The 26,788-nt window shown below is 65.0% G+C and carries 27 protein-coding genes; 12 read left to right on the forward strand and 15 right to left on the reverse strand.

Going from position 1 to position 26,788, the window contains the following annotated elements; all coding sequences use genetic code 11:
* Window positions 1-8: 8 nt before the first annotated feature.
* Window positions 9-647 (forward strand): hypothetical protein, encoded by a 639-nt coding sequence (locus Q4G22_RS11710; RefSeq protein WP_303386083.1) that lies wholly within the window; start codon window positions 9-11, stop codon window positions 645-647.
* Here the strand turns inward: Q4G22_RS11710 and Q4G22_RS11715 are convergent.
* Complete coding sequence (locus tag Q4G22_RS11715; RefSeq protein WP_303386084.1) at window positions 635-955, reverse strand: AzlD domain-containing protein; 321 nt, start codon at window positions 953-955, stop codon at window positions 635-637. The genes Q4G22_RS11710 and Q4G22_RS11715 overlap by 13 nt on opposite strands.
* On the reverse strand, window positions 952-1,725 hold the full coding sequence (locus Q4G22_RS11720) for an AzlC family ABC transporter permease (protein WP_303386085.1): 774 nt from the start codon (window positions 1,723-1,725) through the stop codon (window positions 952-954). Before Q4G22_RS11720 ends, Q4G22_RS11715 begins: the two co-directional genes overlap by 4 nt.
* A 61-nt stretch (window positions 1,726-1,786) precedes the next feature.
* Between Q4G22_RS11720 and Q4G22_RS11725 the strand changes: the two genes are divergently transcribed.
* On the forward strand, window positions 1,787-2,344 hold the full coding sequence (locus Q4G22_RS11725) for a GNAT family N-acetyltransferase (protein ID WP_303386086.1): 558 nt from the start codon (window positions 1,787-1,789) through the stop codon (window positions 2,342-2,344).
* 71 nt (window positions 2,345-2,415) lie between these two features.
* Here the strand turns inward: Q4G22_RS11725 and Q4G22_RS11730 are convergent, their stop codons facing one another.
* Both Q4G22_RS11730 and Q4G22_RS11735 read right to left on the reverse strand, forming a co-directional pair.
* Window positions 2,416-2,613, reverse strand: coding sequence for a DUF1127 domain-containing protein (locus tag Q4G22_RS11730; protein ID WP_303386087.1), 198 nt, complete (start codon window positions 2,611-2,613; stop codon window positions 2,416-2,418).
* Window positions 2,614-2,805: 192 nt separating this feature from the next.
* The gene (locus Q4G22_RS11735) at window positions 2,806-3,525 is read right to left on the reverse strand and encodes a 16S rRNA (uracil(1498)-N(3))-methyltransferase (RefSeq protein ID WP_303386088.1); all 720 of its coding nucleotides are present in this window, start codon (window positions 3,523-3,525) and stop codon (window positions 2,806-2,808) included.
* A 15-nt stretch (window positions 3,526-3,540) separates the two neighbouring features.
* Here Q4G22_RS11735 and ubiA point away from each other — a divergent pair, with 15 nt between their 5' ends.
* From ubiA to Q4G22_RS11755, 4 genes are all read left to right on the forward strand, one after another.
* Window positions 3,541-4,476, forward strand: coding sequence for a 4-hydroxybenzoate octaprenyltransferase (gene ubiA / locus Q4G22_RS11740; protein WP_303386089.1), 936 nt, complete (start codon window positions 3,541-3,543; stop codon window positions 4,474-4,476).
* A gap of 62 nt (window positions 4,477-4,538) precedes the next feature.
* Window positions 4,539-6,734 carry an OmpA family protein gene (locus tag Q4G22_RS11745; protein WP_303386090.1) on the forward strand — a complete coding sequence of 732 codons (2,196 nt, stop codon included), beginning with the start codon at window positions 4,539-4,541 and terminating at the stop codon, window positions 6,732-6,734.
* A gap of 22 nt (window positions 6,735-6,756) precedes the next feature.
* Window positions 6,757-7,098, forward strand: a complete 342-nt coding sequence (locus Q4G22_RS11750; protein WP_303386091.1) for a hypothetical protein — start codon at window positions 6,757-6,759, stop codon at window positions 7,096-7,098.
* A complete protein-coding gene (locus Q4G22_RS11755; protein ID WP_303386092.1) occupies window positions 7,095-8,027 on the forward strand; it encodes a DUF4424 family protein in 933 nt (310 codons plus the stop codon). The genes Q4G22_RS11750 and Q4G22_RS11755 overlap by 4 nt, the downstream gene beginning before the upstream one ends.
* Window positions 8,028-8,082: 55 nt before the next feature.
* Here Q4G22_RS11755 and Q4G22_RS11760 read toward each other — a convergent pair whose 3' ends face one another.
* The 5 genes from Q4G22_RS11760 to fsa form a co-directional block, all read right to left on the reverse strand.
* Window positions 8,083-8,958 carry a 50S ribosomal protein L11 methyltransferase gene (locus tag Q4G22_RS11760; RefSeq protein ID WP_303386093.1) on the reverse strand — a complete coding sequence of 292 codons (876 nt, stop codon included), beginning with the start codon at window positions 8,956-8,958 and terminating at the stop codon, window positions 8,083-8,085.
* A 3-nt stretch (window positions 8,959-8,961) separates the two neighbouring features.
* On the reverse strand, window positions 8,962-9,531 hold the full coding sequence (gene msrA, locus Q4G22_RS11765; RefSeq protein ID WP_303386094.1) for a peptide-methionine (S)-S-oxide reductase MsrA: 570 nt from the start codon (window positions 9,529-9,531) through the stop codon (window positions 8,962-8,964).
* A 115-nt stretch (window positions 9,532-9,646) separates the two neighbouring features.
* A complete protein-coding gene (locus tag Q4G22_RS11770; protein WP_303386095.1) occupies window positions 9,647-10,582 on the reverse strand; it encodes a tyrosine recombinase XerC in 936 nt (311 codons plus the stop codon).
* Window positions 10,579-11,253, reverse strand: a complete 675-nt coding sequence (locus tag Q4G22_RS11775) for a DUF484 family protein (protein ID WP_303386096.1) — start codon at window positions 11,251-11,253, stop codon at window positions 10,579-10,581. Before Q4G22_RS11775 ends, Q4G22_RS11770 begins: the two co-directional genes overlap by 4 nt.
* Complete coding sequence (gene fsa, locus Q4G22_RS11780; protein WP_303360852.1) at window positions 11,253-11,906, reverse strand: fructose-6-phosphate aldolase; 654 nt, start codon at window positions 11,904-11,906, stop codon at window positions 11,253-11,255. The genes Q4G22_RS11775 and fsa overlap by 1 nt, the downstream gene beginning before the upstream one ends.
* Before the next feature lie 156 nt (window positions 11,907-12,062).
* Here fsa and Q4G22_RS11785 point away from each other — a divergent pair, with 156 nt between their 5' ends.
* The gene (locus Q4G22_RS11785; protein ID WP_303386097.1) at window positions 12,063-14,261 is read left to right on the forward strand and encodes a primosomal protein N'; all 2,199 of its coding nucleotides are present in this window, start codon (window positions 12,063-12,065) and stop codon (window positions 14,259-14,261) included.
* A gap of 91 nt (window positions 14,262-14,352) precedes the next feature.
* On the opposite strand, the gene Q4G22_RS11790 is transcribed toward Q4G22_RS11785, so the two are convergent.
* From Q4G22_RS11790 to Q4G22_RS11800, 3 genes are all read right to left on the reverse strand, one after another.
* Window positions 14,353-15,312, reverse strand: coding sequence for a lytic transglycosylase domain-containing protein (locus Q4G22_RS11790; RefSeq protein WP_303386098.1), 960 nt, complete (start codon window positions 15,310-15,312; stop codon window positions 14,353-14,355).
* A 55-nt stretch (window positions 15,313-15,367) separates the two neighbouring features.
* Window positions 15,368-16,096, reverse strand: a complete 729-nt coding sequence (locus Q4G22_RS11795) for a hypothetical protein (protein ID WP_303386099.1) — start codon at window positions 16,094-16,096, stop codon at window positions 15,368-15,370.
* A gap of 127 nt (window positions 16,097-16,223) precedes the next feature.
* Window positions 16,224-17,057: a L,D-transpeptidase gene (locus Q4G22_RS11800; RefSeq protein WP_303386100.1), complete on the reverse strand. Its 834-nt coding sequence runs from the start codon at window positions 17,055-17,057 to the stop codon at window positions 16,224-16,226.
* Window positions 17,058-17,347: 290 nt separating this feature from the next.
* Here Q4G22_RS11800 and Q4G22_RS11805 point away from each other — a divergent pair, with 290 nt between their 5' ends.
* Window positions 17,348-17,602 carry a GlsB/YeaQ/YmgE family stress response membrane protein gene (locus Q4G22_RS11805; RefSeq protein ID WP_303386101.1) on the forward strand — a complete coding sequence of 85 codons (255 nt, stop codon included), beginning with the start codon at window positions 17,348-17,350 and terminating at the stop codon, window positions 17,600-17,602.
* Between the two features lie 81 nt (window positions 17,603-17,683).
* Here Q4G22_RS11805 and Q4G22_RS11810 read toward each other — a convergent pair whose 3' ends face one another.
* Window positions 17,684-18,889, reverse strand: coding sequence for an aminopeptidase P family protein (locus Q4G22_RS11810; protein ID WP_303386102.1), 1,206 nt, complete (start codon window positions 18,887-18,889; stop codon window positions 17,684-17,686).
* Window positions 18,890-19,268: 379 nt separating this feature from the next.
* Between Q4G22_RS11810 and Q4G22_RS11815 the strand changes: the two genes are divergently transcribed.
* Both Q4G22_RS11815 and Q4G22_RS11820 read left to right on the forward strand, forming a co-directional pair.
* The gene (locus Q4G22_RS11815; RefSeq protein ID WP_303386103.1) at window positions 19,269-19,847 is read left to right on the forward strand and encodes a VPLPA-CTERM sorting domain-containing protein; all 579 of its coding nucleotides are present in this window, start codon (window positions 19,269-19,271) and stop codon (window positions 19,845-19,847) included.
* Between the two features lie 223 nt (window positions 19,848-20,070).
* Complete coding sequence (locus Q4G22_RS11820) at window positions 20,071-20,649, forward strand: VPLPA-CTERM sorting domain-containing protein (RefSeq protein WP_303386104.1); 579 nt, start codon at window positions 20,071-20,073, stop codon at window positions 20,647-20,649.
* A 144-nt stretch (window positions 20,650-20,793) separates the two neighbouring features.
* On the opposite strand, the gene Q4G22_RS11825 is transcribed toward Q4G22_RS11820, so the two are convergent.
* The gene (locus Q4G22_RS11825; RefSeq protein ID WP_303386105.1) at window positions 20,794-22,095 is read right to left on the reverse strand and encodes a D-amino acid dehydrogenase; all 1,302 of its coding nucleotides are present in this window, start codon (window positions 22,093-22,095) and stop codon (window positions 20,794-20,796) included.
* Window positions 22,096-22,336: 241 nt separating this feature from the next.
* On the opposite strand from Q4G22_RS11825, the gene Q4G22_RS11830 reads away from it, so the two are divergent.
* Together Q4G22_RS11830 and Q4G22_RS11835 are read left to right on the forward strand one after the other, a co-directional pair.
* Window positions 22,337-23,968, forward strand: coding sequence for an MFS transporter (locus tag Q4G22_RS11830; RefSeq protein ID WP_303386106.1), 1,632 nt, complete (start codon window positions 22,337-22,339; stop codon window positions 23,966-23,968).
* 121 nt (window positions 23,969-24,089) lie between these two features.
* Window positions 24,090-25,181, forward strand: a complete 1,092-nt coding sequence (locus tag Q4G22_RS11835) for a Hint domain-containing protein (RefSeq protein WP_303386107.1) — start codon at window positions 24,090-24,092, stop codon at window positions 25,179-25,181.
* A gap of 124 nt (window positions 25,182-25,305) precedes the next feature.
* Here the strand turns inward: Q4G22_RS11835 and Q4G22_RS11840 are convergent, their stop codons facing one another.
* Entirely contained in the window at window positions 25,306-26,748 is a 1,443-nt protein-coding gene (locus Q4G22_RS11840; protein WP_303386108.1) for an aldehyde dehydrogenase family protein, read from the reverse strand.
* Window positions 26,749-26,788: the final 40 nt, after the last annotated feature.

Below are 26,788 nucleotides of genomic sequence, written 5' to 3' on the forward strand. Positions count from 1 at the left end.
CCGGTCAGATGCAGCGTCGTTTCTTTCTGGCCGCGGGCCTGCCGTTTCTTGTTGCCGCTTGTGGTGCCGAACCGATCTGGGCGCCCGATGATCGCGTGCGGGCTGCCCGTTATACCTCGGATGAGCCGCCGTCGATTACCCTGTTCACCGTCATCGGCATTCCGCGCGGCGAAGGTGGCCATTCCGCGCTGATGATTAACGGCAGCCAGCGGGTGATCTTTGACCCGGCAGGCAGCTGGCAGCATCCGAATATCCCCGAGCGTAACGATGTGCTGTATGGGATTACGCCGAACTTCAAGAACTTCTACATAGATTACCACGCCCGCAGCACCTATTGGGTGGCCGAAGATACAGTGTTCGTCAGCCGCGAGGTGGCGGATATGGCCATTGCGCGGGCCGAACGGCAGGGCGCGGTGAACAAGGCGTTCTGTGCCGTGGCCAGCGGGCAGGTGCTGCGCGATACACCCGGCTTTGCCGCCGCGCCGACCGGCTTTGCTCCGCTCAAGCTGCGGGAATGGTTCCTGACGCTGCCGGGGGTGCAGTCGAAACGCCATTATGACGGCGATCCGGCGAATAACCATGATGTGCTGATTCAGCAGCGCGACGGCAATTTTACCGGCTATCGCGCGCGGTTTCAGACCCAGTAAACCATCAGCGCCAGCGTGGCCGCGCCCGCAAGGATCGCGGCCAGCACGTTGCGCGTCAGAATGCCAACCGCCACCGTCACGATGGCGGCGGTCAGGCGCGCCGGGTCGGTCTGGCCATCGGTTGCGGCAGGCCAGACGACCAGCGGCGCCGACAGCGCGGGCAGCACGGCAACCGGTGTGAACCGCAGCAGCCGCAGCACCATCGGCGGCATACTGCGCCGCCCCAAAGCGCCCAGAAACGAAAACCGTAACAGAAACGTGCCCATGCCGGTGACAAGGATGACGGCCCATATGGTCAGATCGCTCATCCCGCGCGCCTTTCGGTTCGAATGTCCACCCATGCGCCCGCCGCCATGCCCATCGGCGCGGCGATCAGCAGGCCAAGCCCGTTGGGCAGACCGGCGAACGCCAGCCCCGCGATCACCGCGACAGTGCAGGCGGCCAGTTGCGCAGGCGTGCGCAGCATTGGCGCGATCATCGCCAGAAAGGTGATCGGCACCGCGAAATCCAGCGGGATGCTGGCCGGGATCGCCCGCCCGATGGTGGCGCCGATCCATGTGAACACCATCCACGGCAGGCACATGACCAGCGCGGTGCCAAAGAAATAACTCAGCCTTTGCGGCAGGCTTAGCCTTGGGTGCAGTTCGTAATGCTGGATCGACAGGGCATAGGTCTGGTCAATCAGCAGATAGGCGACCGCCATACGCTCGCGCACGGTGGCCGCGCCCAGCCAGGGCACCATGGATGCGGAATACATCGCCATCCGCAGGTTCACCGCCAAAGCCGAGACGATCACCAGAATCGCCGGGACGTGATCCGATAACAGTTGCACGGCGGTAAACTGCGACGCGCCCGCCAGCACCAGCACCGAAAAGCCCATGGTTTGCGCCAGATCCATTCCCGCATCGGTGGCGACAACGCCGAACAGCAGTGCAAAGGGCAGGATCACCAGCAAAAACGGCGACGATTGCACCGCCCCGTGCCAGAACGCCTGCGCAGGGCTGCGCGCAAGGGCGCGCGCGGCGGCAGGGGGCAGGGCTGGCGCGTTAGGTTCGGGCCGGGGTTCTGGGGTGGGCATGGTTCGGATCGCGTGTTGTTTCGTGCTTGTTTCCACGGCTTTGTCGCGCGCACAAGGGGATATGCGTGTTCTGTCCCCGATCCCTGATCCGCTTTTGCCTCGGGCCGCCCGGTTGTGGTGGGGGGCCTTTGGCCGCACGGCGCGGCCTTTGGGCGATATGGGGCAGGCGGTGGCGGCGCGCGGCGTGGTGGCGATGGATAATCGCGGGCAGGTGGTCGGCGTGATGGGGCTGCGCGATGCGTCGGGCGGGTTCTTTGATCTGCCGCCCGGATGGCTTGACTGGCTGTATCGGCCAGGGCCAGCGACGGATGATCTGGTGGTTGACGGGATCGTTGTCTGCGCAGACAGCCGCCGTGCCGGGGTTGGCCGGGCTTTGGTTGCGGCGGCTCTGGCCCATGCGCAGGCGCTCGGGCGGCCCGGCCTGCGGGCCGAGGTTCTGGCCCGAAACCGGGTGGCGGTCGGGTTCTGGTCGGCGGTCGGGTTTGAACTGGTCGGGCGCGGGCGCGCGGGCTGGATCTGGAACGGCCCGGCCCTGTATCTGCGGCGTGGTGTTCAGAATGACGGTTGCGGCCAAAGGGGCGTATTGGGGCAAACGGGAAGCCGGGGCCTTGGGCCATGAAAAAACCCCCGCCGGATAGGTCGGGGGTTGATCCATATGCCGCCCGCTGCGTAGGCCGACGGTGCCGCGCCTTACAGGCCGCGGGCAACCCGGTCGATATCACCGCGGCACAGCCCGATGTCATCCAGTTCGTGGTCGGACAGACGGTTCAGGGCGTTGCGGGTAAGGCGCGCATCGTTCCAGGCCGAGAACGCCGCGACGAGACGGGTCAAGCCGAAACCAAAAGGACGCGCACCGGCCTGTGCGCGGTTCGTGTCAAACGCAGCCATTTTTTCACCTGTTCAAAAAATGCCCGGTTATCGGGCGGTTTACATGATGCCCTGCATATAGAGCGGGCGGAGTTCAAAAGATACGCCCGCGACCGCATGACAGCTATGCGATTGTGGCATAAACGGTTAATTTGACATATTTTTTCCGTCAACCCATGCGCAAGAAAATAACCTCGGACCTTGCGTTAAAGGTTATTTCCAGTCGCCAACTGCGGCTTGCCACAGTGTTATCGCTGCAACTGCCGCTGTGTCGGCACGCAGAATGCGCGGGCCAAGGCTGATCCGGTTAACGAAGGGCAGGATGCGCAGGCGCTCACGTTCGGCCGGGGAAAAGCCGCCTTCGGGACCAATCAGCACCGCCCAAGGCCCCGAGGGCAGGCCCGACAGCGATTCGGCAGGCCCGGCGGCGGCCTCATCGGCCCACAGGATACGCCGCGATGTGTCCCACCCGGCCAGCAGGCGGGACAGAGGTTGCAGATCGGCCACCTGCGGCACAAAGGTGCCGCCGCATTGCTCTGCGGCCTCGATGGCATGGGCTTGCAGCCGGTCTTGCCGGATGCGTTCGGAATTGGTGAATTCGGTTTGCACCGGCAGGATGCGCGCCGCGCCCAGTTCCGCCGCCTTTTCCACGATAAAATCCGTGCGCGCCTTTTTGATTGGCGCGAACATCAGCCACAGATCGGGCGCATCACGCTGAGGCGCGGTCTGGTGCAAGATCTCGATCATGGCGCTGCGCTTGCCTGCCTGCGTGATCCTGGCCAGCCATTCGCCATCGCGGCCATTGAACACCGCGATTTCGGCCCCCGGCCCCAGCCGCATCACGCCGCACAGATAATGGGCCTGATCCGCATTGAGATCGGCGGCTTGTCCCCCGGCTAGCGGGTGATCTATGAACAGTCTGATCTTTGCCATGACAGGCCGCAGGTTATGCAAGCCCCGCAGAAAACGCCAGATCGCGTCGTGGACGCGCCCGAAGATAACTGGGTGGACCGGCTGGCCCCGCCCGCATGGCGGCCATGGCTGCGGCTGTCGCGCGCGGATCGGCCTATCGGGACGTGGCTGCTGTTGCTGCCCTGCTGGTGGGGTGTCGGGCTGGCAATGATTGCGGATGTGCCGATGTGGCGGGATCTGTGGATTGCGCTGGCCTGTGGCATCGGCGCGGTGGTGATGCGCGGGGCGGGCTGCACCTGGAACGACATCACCGACCGCGATTTCGATGCGCAGGTCGCGCGCACCCGGTCGCGGCCGATTCCGTCGGGGCAGGTGACGGTGCGCGGCGCGGTGATCTGGATGGCGGTGCAGGCGCTGGTCGGGTTGGCGGTGCTGCTGACGCTGGGCTGGGCGGCGATCTGGCTGGGCGTGGCCTCGCTGGCGCTGGTGGCGATCTATCCTTTTGCCAAGCGGTTTACCTGGTGGCCGCAGGTGTTTCTGGGGCTGGCGTTTAACTGGGGCGTGCTGCTGGCCTGGGCGGCGCATATGGGCGGCGTCGGCTGGTCGCCGGTGCTGGCCTATGCGGGCGGGATCGCCTGGACGATCTTTTACGACACCATCTATGCCCATCAGGATACCGAGGATGACGCCCTGATCGGCGTCAAATCCACCGCCCGTCTGTTTGGGGATGACAGTCCGCGCTGGATCGCGCTGTTCGGCGGGCTGGCTGTGTTGTTGCTGGCGCTGGCGATCGCGGCGGCGGGGGGCGGGCTGCTGGCCTGGGTCGGGCTGGCCGGGTTCGCGCTGCATCTGGCGTGGCAGTGGCGGGTGTTCCGCCCCGACAGCCCGGCGGTCTGCCTGCGGCTGTTTCGTGCCAACCGCGACGCCGGGCTGATCCTTGCGCTGTTTCTTGCCGTTGACGCAATCGTTTGATTGCGTGCCCGCCGAGGGGGAATTAAGCGGGAACGATCCCTGAACAACTGCAAGGCACACTGATGGCCAACCGCATGACAACCGCCCTTGTGACCGTCCTTGCCCTGACTGGCGCGGGCGCGGCCTGCTGGGTGGGGGCCGGGGCGGCGGCTGATTTTATCGAAAACCGTTCGCGTCAGGATGTGCGGCTGGCGCTGCGAACCGGCGGGCATGACTGGGCGCAGGTGGAAACCGACGGCCTGCGCGTGCGGCTGACCGGCACCGCCCCGTCCGAGGTGCAGCGGTTCCGCGCCATGGCCGATGCCTCGACGGCGGTTGATACCAGCCGGATCATCGACGACATGACCGTGGCCAGCATCGCAACCCTGAACCCGCCCGATTTCGAGGTCGAGCTGTTGCGCAATGATGAGGGGATTTCACTGATCGGGCTGGTTCCGGCGGGCACCGACCGCGCGACGCTGGTGCGCAACCTGCGCAATGGCACCGGCGCGGCCAATGTGGCCGACCTGCTGGAAGGGGCGGATTACCCCGTGCCGGACGGCTGGCAGGTGGCGCTGGATTACGGGTTGCGGGTGGCGCAGATGGCCCCTCGGTCCAAGATTTCGATCAGCGCCGGGCATGTGGCGGTCACGGCGCTGACCGACAGTGCCGATGACAAGGCCCGGCTGGAAGCAGCGCTGAACCGGACGCGGCCCGCCTCGGTGACGCTGAGCACCGATATTTCCGCGCCCCGGCCCGTCATTGCGCCCTTTGTGCTGCGCTTTGTGCTGGATGATGACGGCGCGCGGTTCGATGCCTGTTCCGCCGACAGTCAGGCGGTGCGTGACCGTATCCTTGCCGCCGCCGTTCGGGCCGGTGTGGCGCAGGGGGCGGATTGCACCATCGGCCTTGGCGCGCCGTCCCCCGAATGGGATCGCGCGGCGGTGGCGGCCATCGGTGCGGTGGCGGCCATTGGCGGCGGCACCGTCACCATGTCCGATACCGATATGGCGCTGCTGGTGCCCGCCTCGGTCGGGGCCGCGCAATATGATGAAACGGTGGGGCGGCTGGAATCGGCCCTGCCGCGCGGCTTTTCCCTGACCGCCGAACACGAACGCCCCGAGGCCGCCCAGCTTGGCCCTGCCGAATTTTCCGCCAGCGTGGGTCATGACGGCACCGCCTCCCTGCGTGGGCGGATCACAGATGACCGGATGCGCGACGCTGTGGACAGCTTTGCCGGGGCGCGCTTTGCTCGGGTGGATTCCAGCCTGCGCGTCGATCCCGATGTGCCCGGCGGCTGGACCGTGCGCGTCATTGCCGGGCTAGAGGCAATGGCCCCGCTGAAGACCGGCTCGGTCACGGTGACGCCCGATATGATCCGTATCAGCGGCGTGTCGGGCGATCAGCAGGCATCAGACCGGGCGGCGGCGGTGCTGGCCGACCGTCTGGGCGCGGGGGCGCATTACGAAATGTCGGTGCGCTATGACCGGCGACTGGATGCGTCGCTGGGGCTGCCGGACGGGTCGGAATGTGTGGCGCAGATGAATACCATCATGGCCGAATCGGCCATCGGGTTTGAGCCGAACAAATCGGTTATCGCGGGCGATCCGGCCCCGACCCTGGCCGGGCTGTCCTCGGTGATGGAAAACTGCGCCGACTTTCGTATCGAGATTGGCGGCCACACTGATTCCCAAGGCTCGGATGCGTGGAATGCCGAACTGTCGCGCAACCGGGCGCAGGCGGTGCTGGCCGCCATGGCGGGGGCGGGGATGGACACCGACAACATGACCGTGCGCGGTTATGGCGAAAGCCAGCCGATTGCGACCAATGAAACCGACGAAGGACGCGAGGCGAATCGCCGCATCGAATTCCGTCTGCTGTCCGAACTGCCGGTGACGCAGGGCACCCTGCCTGCGCCGCATGTCACCAGCGGTGTGACCGGCGAGGCACCGCAAGTCGCCGATGCCCCGGTGGACGCGGATGCTGCCGCTGTCTTGGCCCCCGGTCTGATTGGCCCGACCTTGCCCGATGGCATGGCACCTGATGACGATGCCTCGACCCGATCGCCGCTTGCGGCGGCACTGGGCACGCCCGCGTCTGACGCTGTGGCCGCGGAAAACGACCTGCCGACCATCCCGCCTGCGGTTGTGGGCGTGCCGGAAAGCGTTGGTCCGCTGTCGGATGGGCTGGACCTTGGGCAAGAATCCGCTACGGTTCCTGTGCAGACACCGGACGACACAACCCCCCGGCCTCAGCCCCGCCCCGGCGGTGACGGTTGACCGGAACAGACGGCGCAAAAGCATGAACCGCAGCGAATTCATCACTGTCACCGCGATCATCCTGTTCGCCGCCTTCGTGCTGGGGTGGTTCGCAAGCTGGCTGATCCACCGGCTGACCCGCCCCACCCGTGCGGATATGTCGGAACTGGACAAGATGGCCCAACAACTGCACGACGCCGAAGAGGAACGCGCTGCCGCCGTCGCCGAACTGGAGGCGCGCGAATCCGACCTGACCCGCCGCCTGCTGGAGACCGAGGCCGAATTACGTGCCGCCATGGATGGCCTGCGCGAAAGCCGCACCGAGGTCGAGGAATTGCGCCATTATATCGAGGCCAAACTGGCCCGCCGCAGGGCTGGCGAGTGATCGCGCGCACCGCTCTGCTGGCCGCTCTGGCCGCTGCGCCTGCCTTGGCTAATGACAGCGAGGCGGGCCTGTCGGCAGGCGGTCTGGTGTTCGAATTGCGTCAGAACGACCAGATCGAGATGGTCAGCGAGGATCTGTATATCTCGGTTGACCGGGTGCGGGTGGATTACCAGTTCGTCAATCATGGCGATCAGGATGCCACCATCACTGTTGCTTTCCCGATGCCGGATCTGCGGTTGGATCTCGGTGTGCCGCTGGCCTATTACAATAACGATACGCCGGGTCAGGCCCCGCTGTCTTTTCATGTCACGGTCGATGGCCAGCCCGTCGCAACCGCGCATCAGGAACGTGCCACGCTGAACGGGCGCGATGTGACGGATCAGGTTCTGGCCGCTGGCCTGCCGTTGAACCCGTTTTTTGCCGCCCATAGTGATAGGGAACCCGCCACGCTGACCTCTGCCCAACAGGGGCTGATGCAGGATGGCTGGCCGGAATGGACCTATGAAAGCCTGTTTCACTGGCAACAGACATTTCCGGCTGGCAAGACCATTGCCGTCTCGCACGAATACCGCCCGATGGCGGGCGGTGCGCTGATCGCGCCGGACGAGATTGATGCCAGCCAACCCTATTGGGCGCAATTCTGCCCCGAGGCAGATTTCATTGCCGGGGCAAACCGGCTGATGCGGCGTGGCGATGCGGGTTTTGTTGTCGCGCGCATGGTCGGCTATATCCTGACGACAGGCGGCAACTGGCGCGGTCCGATCACCGATTTTCGGCTGACCGTGGAAAAGCCGGCTGCGAATACGCTGGTATCCTTTTGCGCCAGTGGCGTTACGAAAACCTCGCCCACCACATTCGAGGTGCGGCGCAAGGATTTCACCCCTGACGCCGACCTGAACATCCTGTGGATCATTCCGCCGGGCGGTTAAGCACCCCGCGCCCCGCGGCAATACCCATGCGGCGCGATCACTGGCACCTTTGTTCTCAAACGCGCGTCATCACCAGCGCCGACCAGTCACCCGCATCCTCGCGCCGGGGATCGCCAAAGCCTGCGGCGGTATAGGCCGCGATCACCTCATCGGCCTGCGTGGTCAGGATACCCGACAACACCACCTTGCCACCCACTGCCACGCTGGCCGCCATGTCGGGGGCCAGTTCGATCAGCGGCTGTTTCAGGATATTGGCCAGCACCAGATCATAGGGAGCGCCATCGCGCAGGGCAGGGGCGTCAAAGCCCGCTGCCTCAAGGCAGATCACCCGACCGTCCAGCCCATTGGCGCGGACATTCGCGGCCGCCGTATCGACCGCCACCGGATCAATGTCGCTGGCCAGAACCGGCGGGGCATCGGGCCACAGCCGCGCCGCCGCCATCGCCAGAACGGCGGTGCCGCAGCCGATGTCGGCCATACGGGCGGGTGCGAACCCCGTCACCGCCAGCCGGTCCAGCGCCAGCAGACAGCCCTTGGTCGTGGCGTGATGGCCGGTGCCAAAGGCCATCGCCGCCTCGATACACAGCGCCTCGGCCTCCGGCGGCACTTTGTCGGCGTCATGCGCGCCATGAACGAAAAACCGCCCGGCCACGACAGGCGCTAACTCGCGCCGGACATGGGCGACCCAATCCACTTCGGGCAGTTCCGACACCAGAAACGGCTGCGCGCCATGGGCGGCGGCCAACAGCGCAAGGCCCACCTCATCCGGGGTTTCGGTGAAATAGGCCCCGACCTCCCACCGATCCGAGCCGTCCTCGATCTCGAAAAAGCCGGTGCCCATCGGTTCGGGCTGCAACGCCTCGCAGGCTTCAGCCAGAGCTTCGGCATCGTCGCGATTGGTGGTCTGGGTCAGGGCGGTCCAGGTGGGCATCTCTTACTCCGGTTGCGGCATGGATGCGGCTATCCCGGTGCCACGCAGGCCGCAATACCCATCGGGAACCTTGTGCAGATATTGCTGATGATCCTCCTCGGGGGCCAGCCAGAAGGGGGCCTCGTCGATGATCTGCGTGGTGATCTCGCCAAAGCCCTGCAAGGCCAGCCGGTTGCCGTAATCGGCGCGCGATGCCTCGGCCAAAGTCCGTTGCGTGGGCGAAAACACCATGATGAGGCTGCGATACTGATCGCCGACGTCATTGCCCTGCCGGTTGCCCTGTGTCGGATTATGGTTTTCCCAGAACATCTTCAGCAGATGATCGTAGCTGATGCGGGAACTGTCAAAGATCACCCGCACCACCTCGGCATGGCCGGTGCCACCGGCGCAGACCTGCCTGTAGGTCGGGTTTTCGGTATGGCCGCCGGCAAAACCCACCTCGGTCAGCCAGACGCCTTCTTGTTGCCAGAACAATCGTTCGACACCCCAGTAACAGCCCATGCCGAAAACCGCCTGATCCAGCCCCTTGGGCACCGGCACGCCCAACGGACGCTTGAAAATCGCATGTTCCATCGCAAACCCTTTCCTGTCGATGCAAGACAACCCGCATCCCCCCGGCAAGGGTTCCGCATCGCGGCCTGTCTTTCGTTTCTAAATATCCTCGGGGGTCCGGGGGTGAAACCCCCGGTCAGCCGCGCGGATGGGCGCTGCGATAGATTTCCAGCAGATGCGCGTCATCCACGCCCGTATAAACCTGTGTGGTGGACAGCCGCGCATGGCCCAGCAGTTCCTGTATTGCCCGCAGATCGCCGCCATGGGCCAGCAGATGGGTGGCAAAGGAGTGGCGCAGGGCATGGGGCGTCGCACTGGCCGGCAGCCCAAGGCTGGCACGGGCCTGCGCCATGGTGCGGGCGATCAGGCCGGGGTTCAGCCGCCCGCCGCGTGCGCCGCGAAACAGCGCCTCGCCGCGCGCCATGGGCCAGGGGCACAGCCGCAGGTATTCGGCCACCGCTGCCTTGGCCGCAGGCAGCACCGGCACCTGCCGTTCGCGCCCGCCCTTACCGCGGATCAGCAGCGCATCACTCAAAGGGGCATCCTCACCGTTCAGGGCCAGAGCCTCGGAAATCCGCAACCCGCAGCCATAGAGCAGCGTCAGCACCGCAGCATCGCGGGCGGCGATCCATGGCGTGTCATGGCTGATGCCAGCCATATCCAGCACCTCGCGCGCCTGGGGTTCGGCCAGCGGGCGAGGCAGGCTGCGGGCGTATTTCGGGCTGCGCGCCGACAGGGCGGGCGACAGGTCAACCGCCTCGCGATCCGACAGCCAGCGCAAAAAGCTGCGCACCGCCGATTGCCGCCGCGCCAGCGACCGCGCCCCCAAACCGCGCGCCCGTTCGGCGGCGGCAAAGGCGCGCATATCGGTCTGCGCCAGCCCGGCCAGCGTGCCGGGCAGCGCGGCTGTGCCGTGATAACCGCCCAGAAACGCCAGAAACGCCGTCACATCCGCACGATAAGCACGCAGCGAGTGGTCCGAGCGCCCGCGCGCCGCTCCTTCTGCCAGCAGCCAGCGGTCCAGCGCATCCGACATGGCCGGGGCAAGCGCCAGCTGTGGCGCGCCGGTCATCTGTTCAGCCAGCCGATCAAAACCAGCCGGAACACCTGTGCAAAGAACCGCAGCAGGTCAGTGCCCTGCGCGGGGGTAAAGCGCGCGGGATCGGCGCTGCCCATCACCAGCAGGGCCGAGGGCTGGCCGGGGCCAAGATCCAGCGGGATCAGCGCCTCGGATGCGACAGCGATGCCGTTGTGCAACGGATCGGCCACCGGATCGGCGCGGCGCAGCACGATGTCATCGCCGCGTGGTGCCCGGCGGCCTGCGGTCAGCATCTGCCCGATGGCGCCGGGCGGCAGCGAGATGGCGCCGGGCAGCCCCGGCCATGTGCCTTCGACCGCCAGCCCCATGGTATCGACACGCAGAACCGGCGCGACATCGGTCTGTAACCCGGCGATGAAACCGGCGATGTCCATCGGCTCCAGCAGGGCCAGAACGGCGCGGTGCACCACGGCGGTGCCGGACTGGTTGTCCCATGCGGCGGCGATGACGGTTTCATGCGCCGCCTCCAGCCGGTCCAGCCGCGATTCCAGTGCTGCCATCGCGCGGCCGCGAATGTCGATGACATTCTCGCCAATATCAGCATCCCGCGCGGCGATCAGCGCCCGCATCACCTCGCGGTCATCCAGCAAAGCTGCCGGATCAGCCAGCAGCTTTTCGCGGGTTTCCGGGTCCAGCCCCGCCATCAGCCGATCTTTTGCCCGGTCTTGGCCCAGTCGGCGTTAAACTGCGCCAGCCCCTTGTCGGTCAGCACGTGATTGGCCATCGCCTTGATGACATTGGGCGGCGCGGTGATGACATCGGCACCGATCAACGCGCAGTCGGTGATATGGTTCACCGACCGGATCGAGGCCGCCAGCACCTGCGTATCAAAACCATAGTTGTCATAGATTTCGCGGATCGACTGGATCAGTTCCAGCCCGTCCAGATTGACGTCATCCAGCCGCCCGATGAACGGGCTGATGAATGTCGCCCCCGCCTTGGCCGCCAGAATCGCCTGCGCGGCGGAAAAACACAGCGTCACGTTCACCATATGCCCGTCATCGGACAGGGTTTTGCAGGCGCGCAACCCGTCCCATGTCAGCGGCACCTTGACGGCGATGTTGGGGGCGATCTCGGCCAGCTTCTTGCCCTCGCGGATCATGTCCTCGGCCTTTTCGGCCACGACCTCGGCGGACACCGGGCCATCGACCATCTCGCAGATTTCGCGTGTGACTTCGATGATGTCGCGGCCCGATTTCAGGATCAGCGAGGGGTTGGTGGTGACGCCATCCACCATGCCCAGATCGTTCAGTTCGCGGATGGCATCCACATCGGCGGTATCGACAAAGAATTGCATCGCAGGCTCCCATTCTTGCGTTGGGTCTGTGATAGCGCAAGCCGCGCCCTGCCGAAAGAGCAGAACCAAGGGCGTCTTGCTGGCCCGAATACCCAAAAACCGTGCAGCCTGCACGGCGGCATTGTCGATCCGCGCCGGTCAAGCTACCACCACCGCATGAGCCAGCCAGCCTTTTTCCCCCAGGGTGCCCGTATCGCGGTGCTGACCGCCGAACCCGTCGGCGTGCTGGATTACCTTGCCCCCGAAACCGGGGTGCAGGCGGGACAGTTGGTGCTGTGTCCGCTGGGGCCGCGCCGGGTGATCGGGTTGGTCTGGGGTGCGGGGCAGGGCGGGTTTGACGCGGCCAGGCTACGCCCGCTGATCCGGGTGCTGGATGTGCCGCCCTTCACCCCGGCCTTTGCCGAATTTCTGGCCCGTGCCGCCGATTACACGCTGACGCCGCTGCCGCTGATGCTGCGTATGGCGCTGCGCGTGCCGGGGCTGGATCAGCCGCCTGCCGCCCGCCGGGTGATTGTGCCTGCGGGCGACCCGCCACCCCGGATGACCGAGGCGCGGGCGCGGGTGATGCAGGTCTTTGCTGACCACGCGGGCGCGCCGATGGCCCCGGCAGAACTGGCGCATCTGGCCGGGGTCGGCACCAGCGTCGTGCGGGGTCTGGTGGCGGCGGGCACGCTGGCCGAGATCGCCGCGCCGCGCGATCTGCCCTTTCCATTGCTGAACCCCTCGCTGCCCGGCAAGCCGCTGGCCCCCGATCAGGCGGCGGCTGCGGATGCCCTGCGCGCGGGCATCCGCGACGGCGGCTATGGCACCACGCTGCTGCGCGGCGTCACCGGATCAGGCAAGACCGAGGTTTACCTTGAGGCCGTGGCCGAGACCCTGCGCCAAGGTCGTCAGGCGCTGGTCCTCTTGCCCGAAATCGCCCTGTCGGCCGAATTCCTGAACCGGGTCGAGGCGCGTTTCGGTGCCCGCCCCGGCGAATGGCATTCCGGCATCACCTTATCCGAGCGGCGGCGGCTGTGGCATATGGCGGCCAGCGGGCAGGTGCAGATGGTCGTCGGCGCGCGGTCGTCGCTGTTCCTGCCGTTCCGCGACCTTGGTCTGATCGTCGTCGATGAGGAACATGATTCCAGCTATAAACAGGAAGATACCGTTTATTACAGCGCCCGCGATATGGCGGTGCTGCGGGCCAGCCTGTCGGGTGCGCAGGTGGTGCTGGCCTCGGCCACGCCGTCGCTGGAAAGCTGGGTCAACGCGGCGCAGGGCAAATATGCACGACTGGATTTGACCAACCGCTATGGCGATGCCGATCTGCCGGATATGGCCGCCATCGACCTGCGTGCGCAGGATATGACCGCCGGGCGCTGGATTTCGCCCGCGCTGGCGGCGGCGGTGGCAGAGCGGTTGGCGCGCGGCGAACAGTCGCTGCTGTTTCTGAACCGGCGCGGTTATGCGCCCGTTACCGTGTGCCGGGCCTGCGGCCAACAGATCGGCTGCGATCACTGCGATGCGCGGATGGTGGAACATCGCTTTCAGAACCGGCTTGTCTGCCACCAATGCGGGGAAACCCGACCCATCCCCACCGCCTGCCCCTCCTGCGGGGTCGAGGGGCGGATGGCCGCGCTTGGCCCCGGCGTCGAACGTCTGGCCGAGGAAGTCACCGCCACCTTCCCCGAGGCCCGGACCACGGTGCTGTCATCCGACCTGTTCCATTCGGCCCGCGCGCTGAAAGAAACCATCGCCCAGATCGGCAGCGGCGGCACCGACATCATCATCGGCACCCAGATCGTCGCCAAGGGGCATAACTTTCCCGACCTGACACTGGTGGGGGTGATCGACGCCGACCTTGGCCTGCAAGGGGCCGACCTGCGCGCCGCCGAACGATCTTTCCAACTGATGCGGCAGGTGGCGGGCCGCGCAGGCCGCCAGTCGGGCGACCGCCCCGGCGTCGCGCTGCTGCAAACGCATCAGCCCGATCACCCGGTGATCCGCGCCATCTTGTCAGGCGATGACGAAGCCTTCTGGAACGCCGAGGCCGCAGGCCGCCAAGCCGCCGGAATGCCGCCGTTCGGGCGCCTTGCCGGGATCATCCTGTCGCATCCCGATCTGGAAACCGTTGCCGCCTTCGCACAAAAACTGGCAGGCGCCGCCGCCCCGATCCACGCCGCCGGGGCCGAGCTATGGGGACCGGCCCCCGCCCCCATCGCCCGTATCCGTGGCCGCCACCGGATGCGGATACTGATCCGTGCTCCGCGTCAGGCCCCGCTGCAATCCGCCATCGCGGCATGGCTGGCCCCACACAAACCACCGACAAACCTGCGCCTGTCGATAGACATCGACCCGCAAAGCTTTCTTTAAGCGGCGTGGCAGGCACAGCCGCTCTGTCTTTCGTTTATAAATATCCTCCGGGGGTCCGGGGGTGGAAAACCCCCGGCCTTGGGGCGCGGCCTTAGTTGCGCAGCACTATACAGGTGCCGCCCGCCGCCTTCAGCCGGTTGCAAAACGCCCCCGCCTCGCCGCGCGACTGAAAGCCGACCTGCGCGGTGAACACTGGACGGCTGCCGCTGCGCAGCGGGCGACGGACAAAGCCGACCTGCTGCCCTCCAAGGATCGGGCGCAGCGTCCGGTTCAGCCGCTGCACCTGCTGCTGCGCCCCCGATTGCGTCGGATGCGAGGCGACCAGAACGCCCCACGGAAACACCCGCTGCGGCACGGTAAATTCACGCAGGCTGCGGTTTCCGGCCAGTTTCACACAGGCGTCGTGAAAAGGCAGCGTCTCGTCCAGCGCCAGCTTCAATGCGTCGTCGTCAGGCGGGTTGTCGCGCCAGGTCCAGGCGTTATGGCCGGTGATCGACTGCACGTAATCCTGCGTTTCATAGGGCAGCACGGTCATCTCATCAATGAACCGCTGCGCCCGGTTCTCGCCGCCGTTATAGGCGACGGCGGCCAGACCGACATTGCCGAACATGTCGGTCAGATAGCGCAGATACCACGCCGATTTCGCGATTGCCTGCGCCGGGTTGAAGGGATCGTCCAGCCGATACAGCCGCGCCGTGCCGGGCATGAACTGCGCGATCCCCTGCGCGCCCACGGGGCTGACGGCTGACGGCTCGAACCGGCTTTCCTTCCACAGCAGCCGGGCCAGAAAATTCGGGTCAAGCTGGTGATCGGCGGCGTTGCGCTCGATCATGGTGCAGACGTCCAGAACGTAATGCTCCAGTCGGATGCAGTCGCGACCATCGTCGGTGCAGCGGATCTTGTCGTGCAAAATCGGGGGCGGGCGGCCGTGGATCGCATCCACTGCCGGGCGGGCCTGCGCCGGGGCGGCCAGTATCAGGCAGGCGAACAACAGCGAAAGACAGCGGCGCAGCAAGACAACCCCCAAAAGGATACGTGCCGTCCATAACATCCACACCGGACCTTGGAAACCGCATCAAGGCGACATGGCATGGCACGGGGCCGGTTCAGGCACCCTTGCCCTTTTTGCCCTTGGCCGCCTGCTTTTCGGCCTTGCGGGCGGCCTGACGTTCGGCCTTGCGCGCGGCTTTTTCGGCCTCTTTTGCGGCTTTGCGTTCAGCCTTGCGGGCGGCTTTCTCTGCCTCTTTGGCGGCCTGTTTGTCGGCCTTGCGCTGCGCCTTGATCGCAGCTTTGTCCGGTTTTGGCGCTTTGGCTGGCTTATCGACGGCTGTGGGTGTGGTGGCTGCGATTGCTGTCGGGGCAGGTGCTACCGTGGCGAGGGGCACCGGGGCTGTGGCGGCAGCTGCCTTGGCCTTGGGAATGCGGCGCGGGCCGGTGCGTTTGTCCAGCGGCTGACCGTCCTTGTTGCGGGGGCTGCCGGTGCGTTTGGCCAGGTTGCGGGCCTTGGCGGCGGTGGCGGCCGGGGCTGCGCCGGCCGCCACCGCAGGTTTGCCGCCCGGCTTTTCCTTGCTTTGTTTGCTGCCATCGGGTTTCAGACCGCGCGCCCGACGTTCGTCGTTGCAGCGGCGCAGCGCGGCGTTCAGCAGGTCATAGCGGTTACGGTTTCCGGGGCCGCCCGGCTGGCCCGCATCCTTGCGCGCCGCGTCAAGTTCGGCGATCAGTTTCATCAGCGCGGCATCGACCATTTGCGTCAGATCCGAACCCCGGCTGCGGGTGGTCAATGCCCGATCCTTTTCCGACAAAAGCTTTTGTTCTGCCTTTGAATAGTTCGGCATGATGTGCCCCGCTGCACCGCTTGCGATCTGGCGCGACTGTGCGTCAGCCGCCCCGCGATTGCAATGTCAAAGCCCCGGCCAGATTGACCGGGGCCAGACGTTTTGTCTTGTTGCGGCAAATGCGCTGTCAGAAGCGCGACGGAACCGCGCTTTCGACCGGCGAGCCGACATAGGGGTTGACCGTGGCGCTGGCCTGCACCGGCGCGGTGGCCTGAACCGGGGCCTGCGGGGCGGGAACCATATAGCCCTGCGGGGTTTCGATCATCGGCCCTTCCAGGCGCAGGCTTTCGGCCTGGCTGCGCACCTTGACCGGGGCACCCAGCGGCAGTTCGTCATACAGGTCCATGATGTCCTGCTGGAACAGGCGGATGCAGCCCGCCGAGGTGGCCTTGCCGATGGACGAGGGGTCCATGGTGCCATGGATGCGATACATGGTATCGGTGCCGCCCTGATACAGATACAGCGCGCGCGCCCCAAGCGGGTTCTGCAAGCCGCCGGGCAGGCCGTGGCGAACGTTGTAATACAGTTCGGGTTCGGTGCGGACCATGTTGGCGGTGGGCGTCCAGCTGGGCCATGCGGCCTTGCGCCGGATCGTCGCGTCGCCCGAAAAGCCGCGACCCGCGCGGCCCACGGCGACGCCAAAGCGCATTGCCTGACCGTTGCCCAGAACGTGATACAGCACGCGTGCATAGGGGTCGACGACGATGGTATCCTTGGGTTCGGGGCCGTTATAGGGCACCTGCTGGCGCCGGTTGCGTTCGTTCAGATAGCCCTGACGCACGGCGGCGATTTCGATCGGTTCGCCTTTGGGGCCGACATCGGTGCGGGCCTGATACATCCACAATTCGGACGCGGGTGCAGCGGCGGGTTCGACCGAGCCGGTCGAGGGGTTGCGGCTTTCGGGCGTGCCGCAGGCAGCCAGACCCAGGGTCATGGCAAGGCAGAGGGGCGCGAGGCGCATCTTGTGTCTTCCTTGTATCGGCGGCGGACGGCGGCAGAACCGCCCGCGGCAATCATAGGTAGCGGAATATCGTGAAAACCGCATCGGCACCAGCCGCGCGGGATTCAAGCCGGTCCCCATCAGCATAATGCGGGGCATGATCGTCAACCCCTCGATTTCGTGAGGTGGTTAATTCGTTTTCAGCCTGTGGCCCGGCTGCATGTTTGTTTGCGGCGGAACTTTGCCGCCGGGTGGGCCGTTGGCCCGTTATCTGGGGCCGCGATGGGCGGCTTTTCAAAGGGGTAAGCACTATGACCACTCTTATCGTTGCACTGATTATCGGTGCCATCGCCGGCTGGCTGGCCGGTCAGATCGTCAAAGGCCACGGGCAGGGCGTGCTGATGAACATCGTCGTCGGTATCATTGGCGCGGTGATCGCCGGTTTCCTGTTCCCGGCTGTCGGCATCGGCAGTGTCGCATTGGGCGGTGTTCTGGGCGCGATCATCTTTTCGACCATCGGCGCGGTTATCCTGCTGCTGATCGTGCGGCTGGTGAACCGGGCCTGAATGTGGGCCTTGCCTTGTCTGGTCAAAGCCAGCCGGATCATCGTCCCGCCCCCCGTATATATCAGGGGGCGGGACTTTCCATCAGCCCACCACGTTGAAATCCGGCCCATAGGGATAGCCGGTGATATTTTCGTTGCCGTCCTCGGTGATGACCAGAATGTCATGTTCGCGGTATCCGCCCGCGCCCGGCCGGCCCGCAGCGATGGTCAGCATCGGCTCCATGCTGATGACCATGCCGGGGCGCAGCACGGTGTCGATATCTTCGCGCAGTTCCAGCCCGGCCTCGCGGCCATAGTAATGCGACAGCACGCCGAAGGAATGGCCATAGCCAAAGGTGCGGTATTGCAGCAGGTCGCGTTCGGCAAAGAAATCGTTGATCCTGGCCGTCACCTCGGCGCAGGAGGCGCCAGGTTTCAGCAGGCTCATCCCGTATTCATGTGCCGCCACATTCGCCTGCCAGATCGCCAGCGAGGCGTCATCGACGGTTTCCACGAACATGGTGCGTTCCAGCGCGGTGTAATAGCCGGAAATCATCGGGAAGGTGTTCAGCGACAGGATGTCACCGCGTTCCAGCATGCGTGAGGTGACGGGATTATGCGCGCCATCGGTGTTGATGCCGGACTGGAACCAGACCCACGTGTCGCGGTATTCGGCATCGGGGAACAGGCGCGCGATTTCCAGCTCCATCGCGTCGCGTCCTGCCATGGCCACGTCGATTTCGCGGGCACCGGCACGCACCGCGTCGCGGATCGCATAGCCGCCGACATCAGCCACCCCGGCACCGGCGCGAATCAGTGCGATTTCGGCGGGGGATTTCAGCATCCGCTGACGCATGGTGGCGGGGGCGATGTCGGTCAGTTGCGCGGGGTTCAGGGCGGCCTGCATCTGGGCGTGACGTTCGATGGTCAGGTGGTCGGCCTCGAACCCGATATGCTTGCCGGTGCCGGTGATCCCGGCCACCGTGCGCCAGAAATTATCGCGGCCCCAGTCGGTAAAGGTGATGTTGTCGCCGTGACAACGCCGCCATGGCTGGCCTGCGTCGATGCCTGCGCTGATGGTCACGCTGTCATCCGGCGTCACCACCAGCCCATAGGGGCGACCAAAGCTGCAATAGAGAAATCCGGAATAATAAGCGATGTTCTGCATCGAGGTCAGGACAACAGCCTGCACCCCGGCCTGATCCATCGCCGCACGCAGCCCGGCCAGCCGCGCGTCGTATTCATCTGCTGCAAAGGGCAGCGGTGCCTTGTGGCCATTGTGGAAACGATAGTTCTGCGGACGCTCCATCGCGGTCCCCCCGACATTCGGGGCCGCAAGGAAGCCCCGCAAGACTTCCCGGCGTGCAGGACAGATCGGCCAAGGATACGACGACGCCATCGCCGCGACCGTGCCTGACAGGATAGCGCGGGCCTGATGATGGTCAAGCCGCAAATCATGCTGCGCCGCAGCGGAATTGAGTCGCGTCAAATATCAGTTATTAACAACCCTCAGTTGACAAGACATATTGAACAAATACTTCAGGTTTCACGCTAACAAAATAAAAATCAAGCAAAAACAATGATGTGCTAGAAATCGCCCATAGTGGTTAACTTTCGCTTTCTGACCTCAAGTTAATTCGCTAAAATTGCGGCGCGAACGTCTTGTGTGCTATTTGAAGGAGTCTTCAATGTTCGATAATCTGAAAGCTGTGGCACTGGGTGCCGCCGCTGCCGTTACGCTGGCAGTGGCTGCTCCGCAGGCTCAGGCTGCTACCTATGACCTGGTTGATGGTGGTTCCTACACCGTCACCGGGTCCGACACCTATGCCGGTGTGATGGACCTGACGCTGGCTGGCCCGCTGGGCACGCTGACCGGCCCGAACAGCATCCGCGCCGACTTTACCGTCCTGACCTCGGGCAGCGCGCTCGCCGAGCTGGCGCTGACCAACTATGCTGCCAGCCTGTTCACGGGCCTGACGGCATCCTGGGTTGACACTGCCACTAACGCCCTGCTGTCCAGCACGGCGCTGACCGCGGGTAACAACGTTCTGTCCTCGACCTTCGGTCCCGGCTCGCTGGCCCAGACCCTGGTTCTGAGCTGGACCTCGCTGCGCGTTCCGACCACGGTTGCGCAGTCGGCGCTGAACCCGAACGTCACGTTTGACGTTGCCCCGGTCCCGCTGCCGGCCACTGGCCTGCTGCTGGTTGGCGCTGTCGGCGCGACCGCGATGCTGCGTCGTCGCAAAAAAGCCGAAGCTGCTGCCTGATTTCTGGCCGCAGTTTGGAAAAAGAACCCCGCAGAGCAATCTGCGGGGTTTCGTTTTGCAGGGATGCGTTTGGGCCGGGAAAATTCAATATAATAAAATTAAAAATATTTAATATCATATACTTGCATGAAACACCCCTTCCGTCTCACTGTTCGCTTTCCAAATGATTAATAGTTTATTAAGGTTGTATGCGGGCGCGATATGTTCGCTTAAGGAGGTTCCCATGTTTGAGAAATTGAAATTTTCTGCTTTGGCTGCTGCCACCGCCGTGACGCTGGCGGTTGCCTCGCCTGCGGCCCAGGCGGCGACCTGGACTATTGTTGATGGTGGTTCCTATACCGTCACCGAGTCGGGCGTCTATTCCGGCACTATGGATTTGTGGCTGGCTGGTGCGCCGGGCGCGTTGACTGGTCCCGGTCAGATCAGCGCCAATTTCACCGTCCTGACCTCGGGCAGCGGTGTGGGTGAACTGGCCCTGACCAATTATGGCGCTGGCCTGTTCACCGGGCTGACGGCTTCGTGGCTGGATACGGCCACCAATGCTGTGCTGGCCTCTGTTGGTCTTGGTGCGGGGAACAACTCGCTGTCCACGACCTTTGGCGGCGGCAGCCCGCTGACGCAGACCCTGCTGCTGAGCTGGGATTCGCTACTGGTGCCCACCACTGCGGCGCAGTCGCAACTGAACCCGGATGTCACTTTCGAAGTGGCGCCTATTCCGCTGCCCGCCACTGGCCTGCTGCTGCTGGGCGCTGTTGGCGCGACCGCAATGCTGCGCCGTCGCAAGGGTGAAAAAGCCGCCTGATTGGCGCGATTGCCGAACAAGACGCCCCGCAGAGAAATCTGCGGGGTTTTGTTTTGGCTGGTCACCCCCCCAAGATGCGCATTCGGGCAAACAGCAAGCCGGTGTGCGTCCAGGGCCCCCGCAGACCGTGCTGCGGAGGGGAGATCAGGCGTGCACGGGTTGCTGTGCTGGCGCAGGTGCCGTGCGGTTGCCGCGCAGATAGCGCGCATAGCCCAGATCATCGGCGCGGATGTCGGGTGCCCGGCCCGAGATCAGGTCGGCCAGAAGGCGGCCCGATCCGGCGGCCATGGTCCATCCCAAGGTGCCGTGCCCCGTGTTCAGGAACAGGTTGCCGATGGGGGTGGCGCCCACGATGGGGGTTCCATCCGGTGTCATCGGGCGCAGGCCGGTCCAGAAGGCGGCATTGCTCAGATCGCCCGCGCCGCCGAACATCTCGCCCACCGACAGTTCCAGCGTTTCGCGGCGGCGGGGGTTCAGGCTCAGGTCAAAGCCGGCGATTTCAGCCAGCCCGCCCACGCGGATGCGGTCGCCAAGGCGGGTGATCGCGACCTTGTAGGTTTCGTCCATCACAGTCGAAACCGGGGCGCGGTTTGCATCGGTAATGTCGATGGTCAGCGAATAGCCTTTCAGCGGATAGACCGGCAGTTTGATCCCCAGATGGCGGACCATTTGCGGCGAATAGCTGCCAAGCGCCAGCACATAGCGGTCGGCCATGATCCGGCCCTCGCCGGTGCGCACGGCGGTGATGCGCCCGCCCTCGGATTCCAGCGCCTGAATATCGACGCCCCAGCGAAAGGTCACACCCGCCGCCACGGCCATTTCTGCCAGGCGATTGGTGAATTTAAAGCAATCGCCGGTTTCATCCCCCGGCAGCCGCAGCCCGCCCGCGATCAGGTTGGCGGCGCCCGCCAGTCCCGGTTCGGCGGCAATGCAACCGGCGCGGTCCAGAACCTCGAACGGGACACCATCGGCGGCCAGCACTTCGATGTCCTTGGCGGCGGCATCGACCTGTTTCTGACTGCGGAACACTTGCAGCGTGCCTTGCGTCCGCTCGTCATAGGAAATACCGGTTTCCGCGCGCAGTTCGCCCAGACAATCGCGGCTGTATTCCGCCAGCCGGACCATACGGCTTTTGTTGATCTGATAGGCCGAGGTGGTGCAGTTCGCCAGCATCTGCATCATCCAGCCGATCCGTTGCCGGTCCAGTTTCGGTTGCAGGACCAGCGGTGCGTGGCGCTGAAACATCCATTTCAGCGCCTTCATCGGCACACCCGGCGCGGCCCAGGGCGAGGAATAGCCCGGCGACACCTCGCCTGCGTTGGCAAAGCTGGTTTCCAGCGCCGGGCCGGTCTGGCGGTCGATGACGGTGACATCGTGGCCCGCGCGGGCCAGATACCAGGCCGAGGTGACGCCGATGACACCGGCGCCCAGAATGACGATCTTCATGGCGTTACCTTCCCTGTTATTTCTGAAAGGATAGCCGGATCGTCTGAAATGAAATCCCCAAGTTGCCGGGGGATTCGCCCATTTTTCGAAGAATATTTCCCTGTTTGACCTATGTGTCGAAAGATTCTGCGGCAGGTGACATTTGAGCAAAATATATCTATTATTCTGGGGGATCAGTTGCGCGAATCTTGTGCGGCCCAAGAGCGTTGCAGCCCGCCGCGCTGCGGCCTAACGTCGCGCCATGACCGAACATGCCTCTGCCTTTGCACCGCTGCGCTATCCCGCCTTTCGCAACCTGTGGGGGGCGACGCTGATTTCCAACTTTGGCGGCATGGTGCAGGCGGTGGGGGCGGCGTGGCTGATGACGCAACTGACCGACAGCGCCACGATGATCGCGCTGGTCCAGGCGTCGAACACCTTGCCGATCATGGCGTTGGCGTTGGTATCGGGCGCGCTGGCCGACATCTTTGACCGGCGGCGGCTGCTGTTGTTGGCGCAGGGGTTCATGGCGGTTGTGTCCGTGCTGTTGGCGGTGGTCGCGTGGCACGGCGGGGTTACGCCATGGATGCTGCTGGGCTTTACCTTTCTGATCGGGGCGGGGCAGGCGGTCTATAACCCGCCATGGCAGGCGTCGCAGGGCGATCTGGTGCCACGGCGGGATCTGCCTGCGGCGGTGTCGCTGAACTCGGTCGGGTTTAATCTGATGCGCAGCGTTGGTCCGGCGGCGGGCGGTTTTATCACCGCCGCCTTTGGTGCGCCGGTGGCCTTTGTCATCAACGCGCTCAGCTATCTGCCGCTGATCGGGGCGCTGATCCGCTGGCGTCCGCAAGCCGCGCCGCGCACCATGACGCCCGAGCCGTTCTTTGCCGCCGTGGGTGCCGGGCTGCGTTATGTCGCGCTGTCACCAAATCTGATGCGAGTGATTGCACGCGGGGCGCTGTTCGGTTTTGCGGCCATTGCGGTGCTGGCGCTGCTGCCGCTGGTCGCCGCCCGCCACCCCGAGGGCGGCTCGCTGCTGCTGGGGGCACTGCTGGGCTGTTATGGCATGGGAGCGATTGGTGGTGCGCTGCTGAACCCGCGCATCCGGGCGCGGTTCAACAATGAAAAGATCGTCCGCACTGCCTTTGCCGGTTTTGCGCTGGCCGCCGCTACGCTGGCGCTGACCGATTCCGTCTGGGCACATGCTGCCGCGATGCTGCCCGCCGGGGCGTCATGGGTGCTGGCGCTGTCATTGTTCAATGTCACCGTGCAGCTGTCCACGCCGCGCTGGGTCGTGGCCCGTGCGCTGGCGCTGTATCAGACGGCGGTGTTCGGCGGCATGGCGGCAGGCGCCTGGGTCTGGGGCATGACGGCGGGTGTCTATGGCATCGAAACCGCATTCCTGTCGGCGGCGGGGTTGCTGGCGCTGGGGGCGCTGATCGGGTTCTGGTTCACCGCGCCCGAATTTGGCGCTGTCGATCTGGACCCGGTGAACCGCTTTCAGGAACCGCAGCTCAGCCTTGATCTGCGGGGCCGGTCGGGGCCGATCATGGTGATGGTCGATTACCAGATCGACCAGTCCGACGTGCCGGAATTCCTGCGCCTGATGCGTCAGCGCCGCGCCATCCGCCGCCGTGACGGGGCGCGCAACTGGGCCTTGCTGCGCGATCTGGAAAACCCGGCCATGTGGTCGGAAAGCTATCACATCGCCACATGGGACGAATACGTCCGCCACAACCTGCGCCGCACGAAAACCGACAATCAGGTGACCGAGGCGCTGCGCGTCCTGCATCGCGGCGAGGGTGCCCCGCATGTCCACCGCATGATCGAGCGTCACAACGTCACCCCCGCCGATGACATCCCCCTGCGTGGCAAGATAGAAATTCCGCACTGAGGATGCGTTTTGCCCGCGCGCGCGTGGGGTGTTCGTGTCTTGTGCTGCTGTTTACCGGATATTAAGTGGCACTCGGGTATGGTCCCTCTGTGCAGGGGGCTGCGACCATCCAGAGGCTGACATGGCAGAATATACCGTTTTTTATATTCCTTTATCCGAGCTGAGCATCACCAACCCGACTGGTCCCTTCGGGGGTAGTAGCGGCAAGCTGTTCCCCGATGCCGACATTGCCAACAGTCTTGCCGCCAATGCTGTCAACCGCGGGCGGTTCGTCTGGGGCGGGCAGGGGGGCTATGCGCTTCGGGTCTCGGACGATGACGGTAACTTCAACGATGATAGTGACAGCGGTCAACGCATCGCCACCTCGGCCGAGGGCTTTCCGGCTGGCACCCCGGTCGAGCTGCAATACGGCTATATCATGGATGGCAGCGACGGGTCAGAACTCACGATCTATACGGTCGCTTTCAACAACCTCAACGGTGGCAACCAGACCGTTTATGGTATCGTCGCCAACAAGGAAATCGTGCCGGGTGTCACCTATACCGTGCGCCCCTCCGGCTATTACCACATCGTCAACCCGTCTTACGATTCCATCTACTGCTTTACCGCTGGTGTGATGATCGACACGCCGCAGGGGCCGGTGCGGGTCGAAAGCCTGAATGTGGGCGATCTGGTGCTGACCCGCGATCACGGCGCGCAGCCGCTGCGCTGGATCGGGCGACGCAGGCTGGGGGGTGCCGAACTGGCGGCCGCGCCGAATCTGCGCCCGATCCGTATTGCCGCCGGGGCGATTGCGCCGGGGGTGCCGGACGCTGATCTGGTCGTTTCGCCCCAGCATCGGGTGTTGGTGCGGTCGCAAATCGCGCAGCGGATGTTCGGCACGAACGAAGTGCTGGTGGCCGCCAAACAGCTTTGTGCACTGGATGGCATCGACTGCGCCGATGATTTGCCCGAGGTCGAGTATATCCACCTGCTGTTCGATCGGCACGAGGTGGTGATTTCCAACGGCGCGGAAACGGAATCGCTGTATACCGGGGCCGAGGCGATGCGGGCGGTTGGCCCGGCGGCGCAGGCCGAGATATTTACGCTGTTTCCCGAACTGCGTCACCGCGACGATGCGCTGCCTGCCGCGCGGGTTCTGGTTCCGGGCCGCATGGGCCGCAAGCTGGCCAGCCGTCACGCGCAGAATCGCCGACCGCTGATCTGTGCCTAGCATATTGGCCTGCTGATCCATGGTCGGGTGGGGCAGGGTAAAACTGCCCGGCCCCGCCTTGGCCGGGGCGTTTGAACCGCTGTATGAATCCGCTTGGGCCACGTTGGTCTTTGCGGCTTCGCGCCTATCCGTGCCAAGCCGCGACGGTTTTCAGCACCGAAAAGCCATACAGCGCCTCGAACCCTTTTTCGCGGCCATGCCCCGACAGGCCGCTGCCGCCAAAGGGCAGTTCCACTCCGCCGCCTGCGCCGTAATTGTTCAGAAACACCTGACCCGAGCGGACCGCCCGTGCCAGCCGCATCGCCCGGCCGCCGTTTTCCGTCCAGACCCCGGCGACCAGCCCGTAATCGGTGCCATTGGCGATCTGCACCGCCTCGGTTTCGTCGTCAAAGGGGATGACGACCTGCACCGGACCAAAGATTTCCTCTTGCGCCAAGGGGTGATCGGGTCTGGCTCCGATCAGCAGGGTGGGGGGCACATAGAACCCGCCTTCGGCTGCGCCATCGACCACACGGCCCCGCGCGGCCACCGTCAGATCGCCGCCGCGTTCCAGATAGCCCGTCACCACCTTGCGCTGGCGGGCGGAAATCAGTGGGCCGACATCGTAATCATCGACGGCAGGCCCGACCCGCAATGCGCCATAGGCCTCGGCCATGCGTGCCACCACGGCGTCATAAACCCCGCGCTGCACCAGAATGCGGCTGGCGGCGGAACAGGTCTGCCCGGCATTCTGCACCCCGGCATTGACCAGAAACGGCAAGGCGCGGTCCAGATCAGCGTCATCGAACACGATCTGCGGCGACTTGCCGCCCAGTTCCAGCGTCACCGGCACGATATTCTGCGCCGCCGTCTGCTGGATCAGCCGCCCCACCCCGACCGAGCCGGTAAAGGACAGGTGCCGCACCCCCGGATGTGCCGACAGCGCCGCGCCCGCCTCTGCGCCCAGACCCGGCACAATATTCAGCGCGCCGGGCGGCAAACCCGCATCGACAGCAATGCGGCCAAAGGCCAGCGCGGTCAGGCTGGCATCCTCGGCCGGTTTCAGCACCGCCGCATTGCCCATGGCCAGGGCCGCCCCGACCGACCGGCCAATGATCTGCATCGGATAGTTCCACGGGATGATATGGCCCGTCACCCCATGCGGCTCGCGCAGCGTGTAAACGGTATAGCCGTTCTGATAGGGGATCGTCTCGCCCATCAGCTTGTCGGCGGCACCGCCGTAAAACTCGCAGTAACGGGCCAGCGCGATGGCGTCGGCGCGCGCCTGCCGCAAGGGCTTGCCCACGTCCAGCGCCTCAAGCTGTGCCAGTTCCTCGGCCCGCTGCGCGACCAGAACGCCGATGCGAGTCAGCACGCGGCCGCGTTCCGCAGCCGTCATGGCCCCCCATTCGCCCGACAGCGCGCTTTGCGCCGCCGCCACCGCCGCATCCACCTGAAGCGCGCCGCAGTGGACGATCTGGCCCATCGTTTCGCCGGTTGAGGGGTTGACCACCGGCAGATGCGCCCCGGCGTCCAGCCATCGCCCGCCGATCAGATATTGCGCCGTGTCAAACCATGCCTTGTCCATTGCCCGCTTCCTGTTTGTCAAAATACGCATCCAGCCATGC

Origin of the sequence: Paracoccus sp. (in: a-proteobacteria), assembly GCF_030538655.1 — a bacterium.
In the GTDB taxonomy this organism is placed as follows: Bacteria; Pseudomonadota; Alphaproteobacteria; order Rhodobacterales; family Rhodobacteraceae; genus Paracoccus.

What these genes read in the sequence shown, in the direction of transcription:
- Q4G22_RS11810 (WP_303386102.1), bottom strand. Translation starts at nt 18,889, where the DNA reads ATGGAGCGTCCGCAGAACTATCGTTTCCACAATGGCCACAAGGCACCG.
- Q4G22_RS11760 (WP_303386093.1), bottom strand. Translation starts at nt 8,958, where the DNA reads ATGCCCACCTGGACCGCCCTGACCCAGACCACCAATCGCGACGATGCC.
- Q4G22_RS11805 (WP_303386101.1), top strand. Translation starts at nt 17,348, where the DNA reads ATGACCACTCTTATCGTTGCACTGATTATCGGTGCCATCGCCGGCTGG.
- Q4G22_RS11800 (WP_303386100.1), bottom strand. Translation starts at nt 17,057, where the DNA reads ATGCGCCTCGCGCCCCTCTGCCTTGCCATGACCCTGGGTCTGGCTGCC.
- Q4G22_RS11710 (WP_303386083.1), top strand. Translation starts at nt 9, where the DNA reads ATGCAGCGTCGTTTCTTTCTGGCCGCGGGCCTGCCGTTTCTTGTTGCC.
- Q4G22_RS11745 (WP_303386090.1), top strand. Translation starts at nt 4,539, where the DNA reads ATGGCCAACCGCATGACAACCGCCCTTGTGACCGTCCTTGCCCTGACT.
- Q4G22_RS11785 (WP_303386097.1), top strand. Translation starts at nt 12,063, where the DNA reads ATGAGCCAGCCAGCCTTTTTCCCCCAGGGTGCCCGTATCGCGGTGCTG.
- Q4G22_RS11825 (WP_303386105.1), bottom strand. Translation starts at nt 22,095, where the DNA reads ATGAAGATCGTCATTCTGGGCGCCGGTGTCATCGGCGTCACCTCGGCC.
- fsa (WP_303360852.1), bottom strand. Translation starts at nt 11,906, where the DNA reads ATGCAATTCTTTGTCGATACCGCCGATGTGGATGCCATCCGCGAACTG.
- Q4G22_RS11725 (WP_303386086.1), top strand. Translation starts at nt 1,787, where the DNA reads ATGCGTGTTCTGTCCCCGATCCCTGATCCGCTTTTGCCTCGGGCCGCC.
- Q4G22_RS11720 (WP_303386085.1), bottom strand. Translation starts at nt 1,725, where the DNA reads ATGCCCACCCCAGAACCCCGGCCCGAACCTAACGCGCCAGCCCTGCCC.
- Q4G22_RS11775 (WP_303386096.1), bottom strand. Translation starts at nt 11,253, where the DNA reads ATGGCGGGGCTGGACCCGGAAACCCGCGAAAAGCTGCTGGCTGATCCG.
- Q4G22_RS11750 (WP_303386091.1), top strand. Translation starts at nt 6,757, where the DNA reads ATGAACCGCAGCGAATTCATCACTGTCACCGCGATCATCCTGTTCGCC.
- Q4G22_RS11770 (WP_303386095.1), bottom strand. Translation starts at nt 10,582, where the DNA reads ATGACCGGCGCGCCACAGCTGGCGCTTGCCCCGGCCATGTCGGATGCG.
- Q4G22_RS11835 (WP_303386107.1), top strand. Translation starts at nt 24,090, where the DNA reads ATGGCAGAATATACCGTTTTTTATATTCCTTTATCCGAGCTGAGCATC.
- Q4G22_RS11815 (WP_303386103.1), top strand. Translation starts at nt 19,269, where the DNA reads ATGTTCGATAATCTGAAAGCTGTGGCACTGGGTGCCGCCGCTGCCGTT.
- Q4G22_RS11735 (WP_303386088.1), bottom strand. Translation starts at nt 3,525, where the DNA reads ATGGCAAAGATCAGACTGTTCATAGATCACCCGCTAGCCGGGGGACAA.
- Q4G22_RS11790 (WP_303386098.1), bottom strand. Translation starts at nt 15,312, where the DNA reads ATGTTATGGACGGCACGTATCCTTTTGGGGGTTGTCTTGCTGCGCCGC.
- Q4G22_RS11795 (WP_303386099.1), bottom strand. Translation starts at nt 16,096, where the DNA reads ATGCCGAACTATTCAAAGGCAGAACAAAAGCTTTTGTCGGAAAAGGAT.
- Q4G22_RS11840 (WP_303386108.1), bottom strand. Translation starts at nt 26,748, where the DNA reads ATGGACAAGGCATGGTTTGACACGGCGCAATATCTGATCGGCGGGCGA.
- Q4G22_RS11730 (WP_303386087.1), bottom strand. Translation starts at nt 2,613, where the DNA reads ATGGCTGCGTTTGACACGAACCGCGCACAGGCCGGTGCGCGTCCTTTT.
- Q4G22_RS11715 (WP_303386084.1), bottom strand. Translation starts at nt 955, where the DNA reads ATGAGCGATCTGACCATATGGGCCGTCATCCTTGTCACCGGCATGGGC.
- ubiA (WP_303386089.1), top strand. Translation starts at nt 3,541, where the DNA reads ATGCAAGCCCCGCAGAAAACGCCAGATCGCGTCGTGGACGCGCCCGAA.
- msrA (WP_303386094.1), bottom strand. Translation starts at nt 9,531, where the DNA reads ATGGAACATGCGATTTTCAAGCGTCCGTTGGGCGTGCCGGTGCCCAAG.
- Q4G22_RS11820 (WP_303386104.1), top strand. Translation starts at nt 20,071, where the DNA reads ATGTTTGAGAAATTGAAATTTTCTGCTTTGGCTGCTGCCACCGCCGTG.
- Q4G22_RS11830 (WP_303386106.1), top strand. Translation starts at nt 22,337, where the DNA reads ATGACCGAACATGCCTCTGCCTTTGCACCGCTGCGCTATCCCGCCTTT.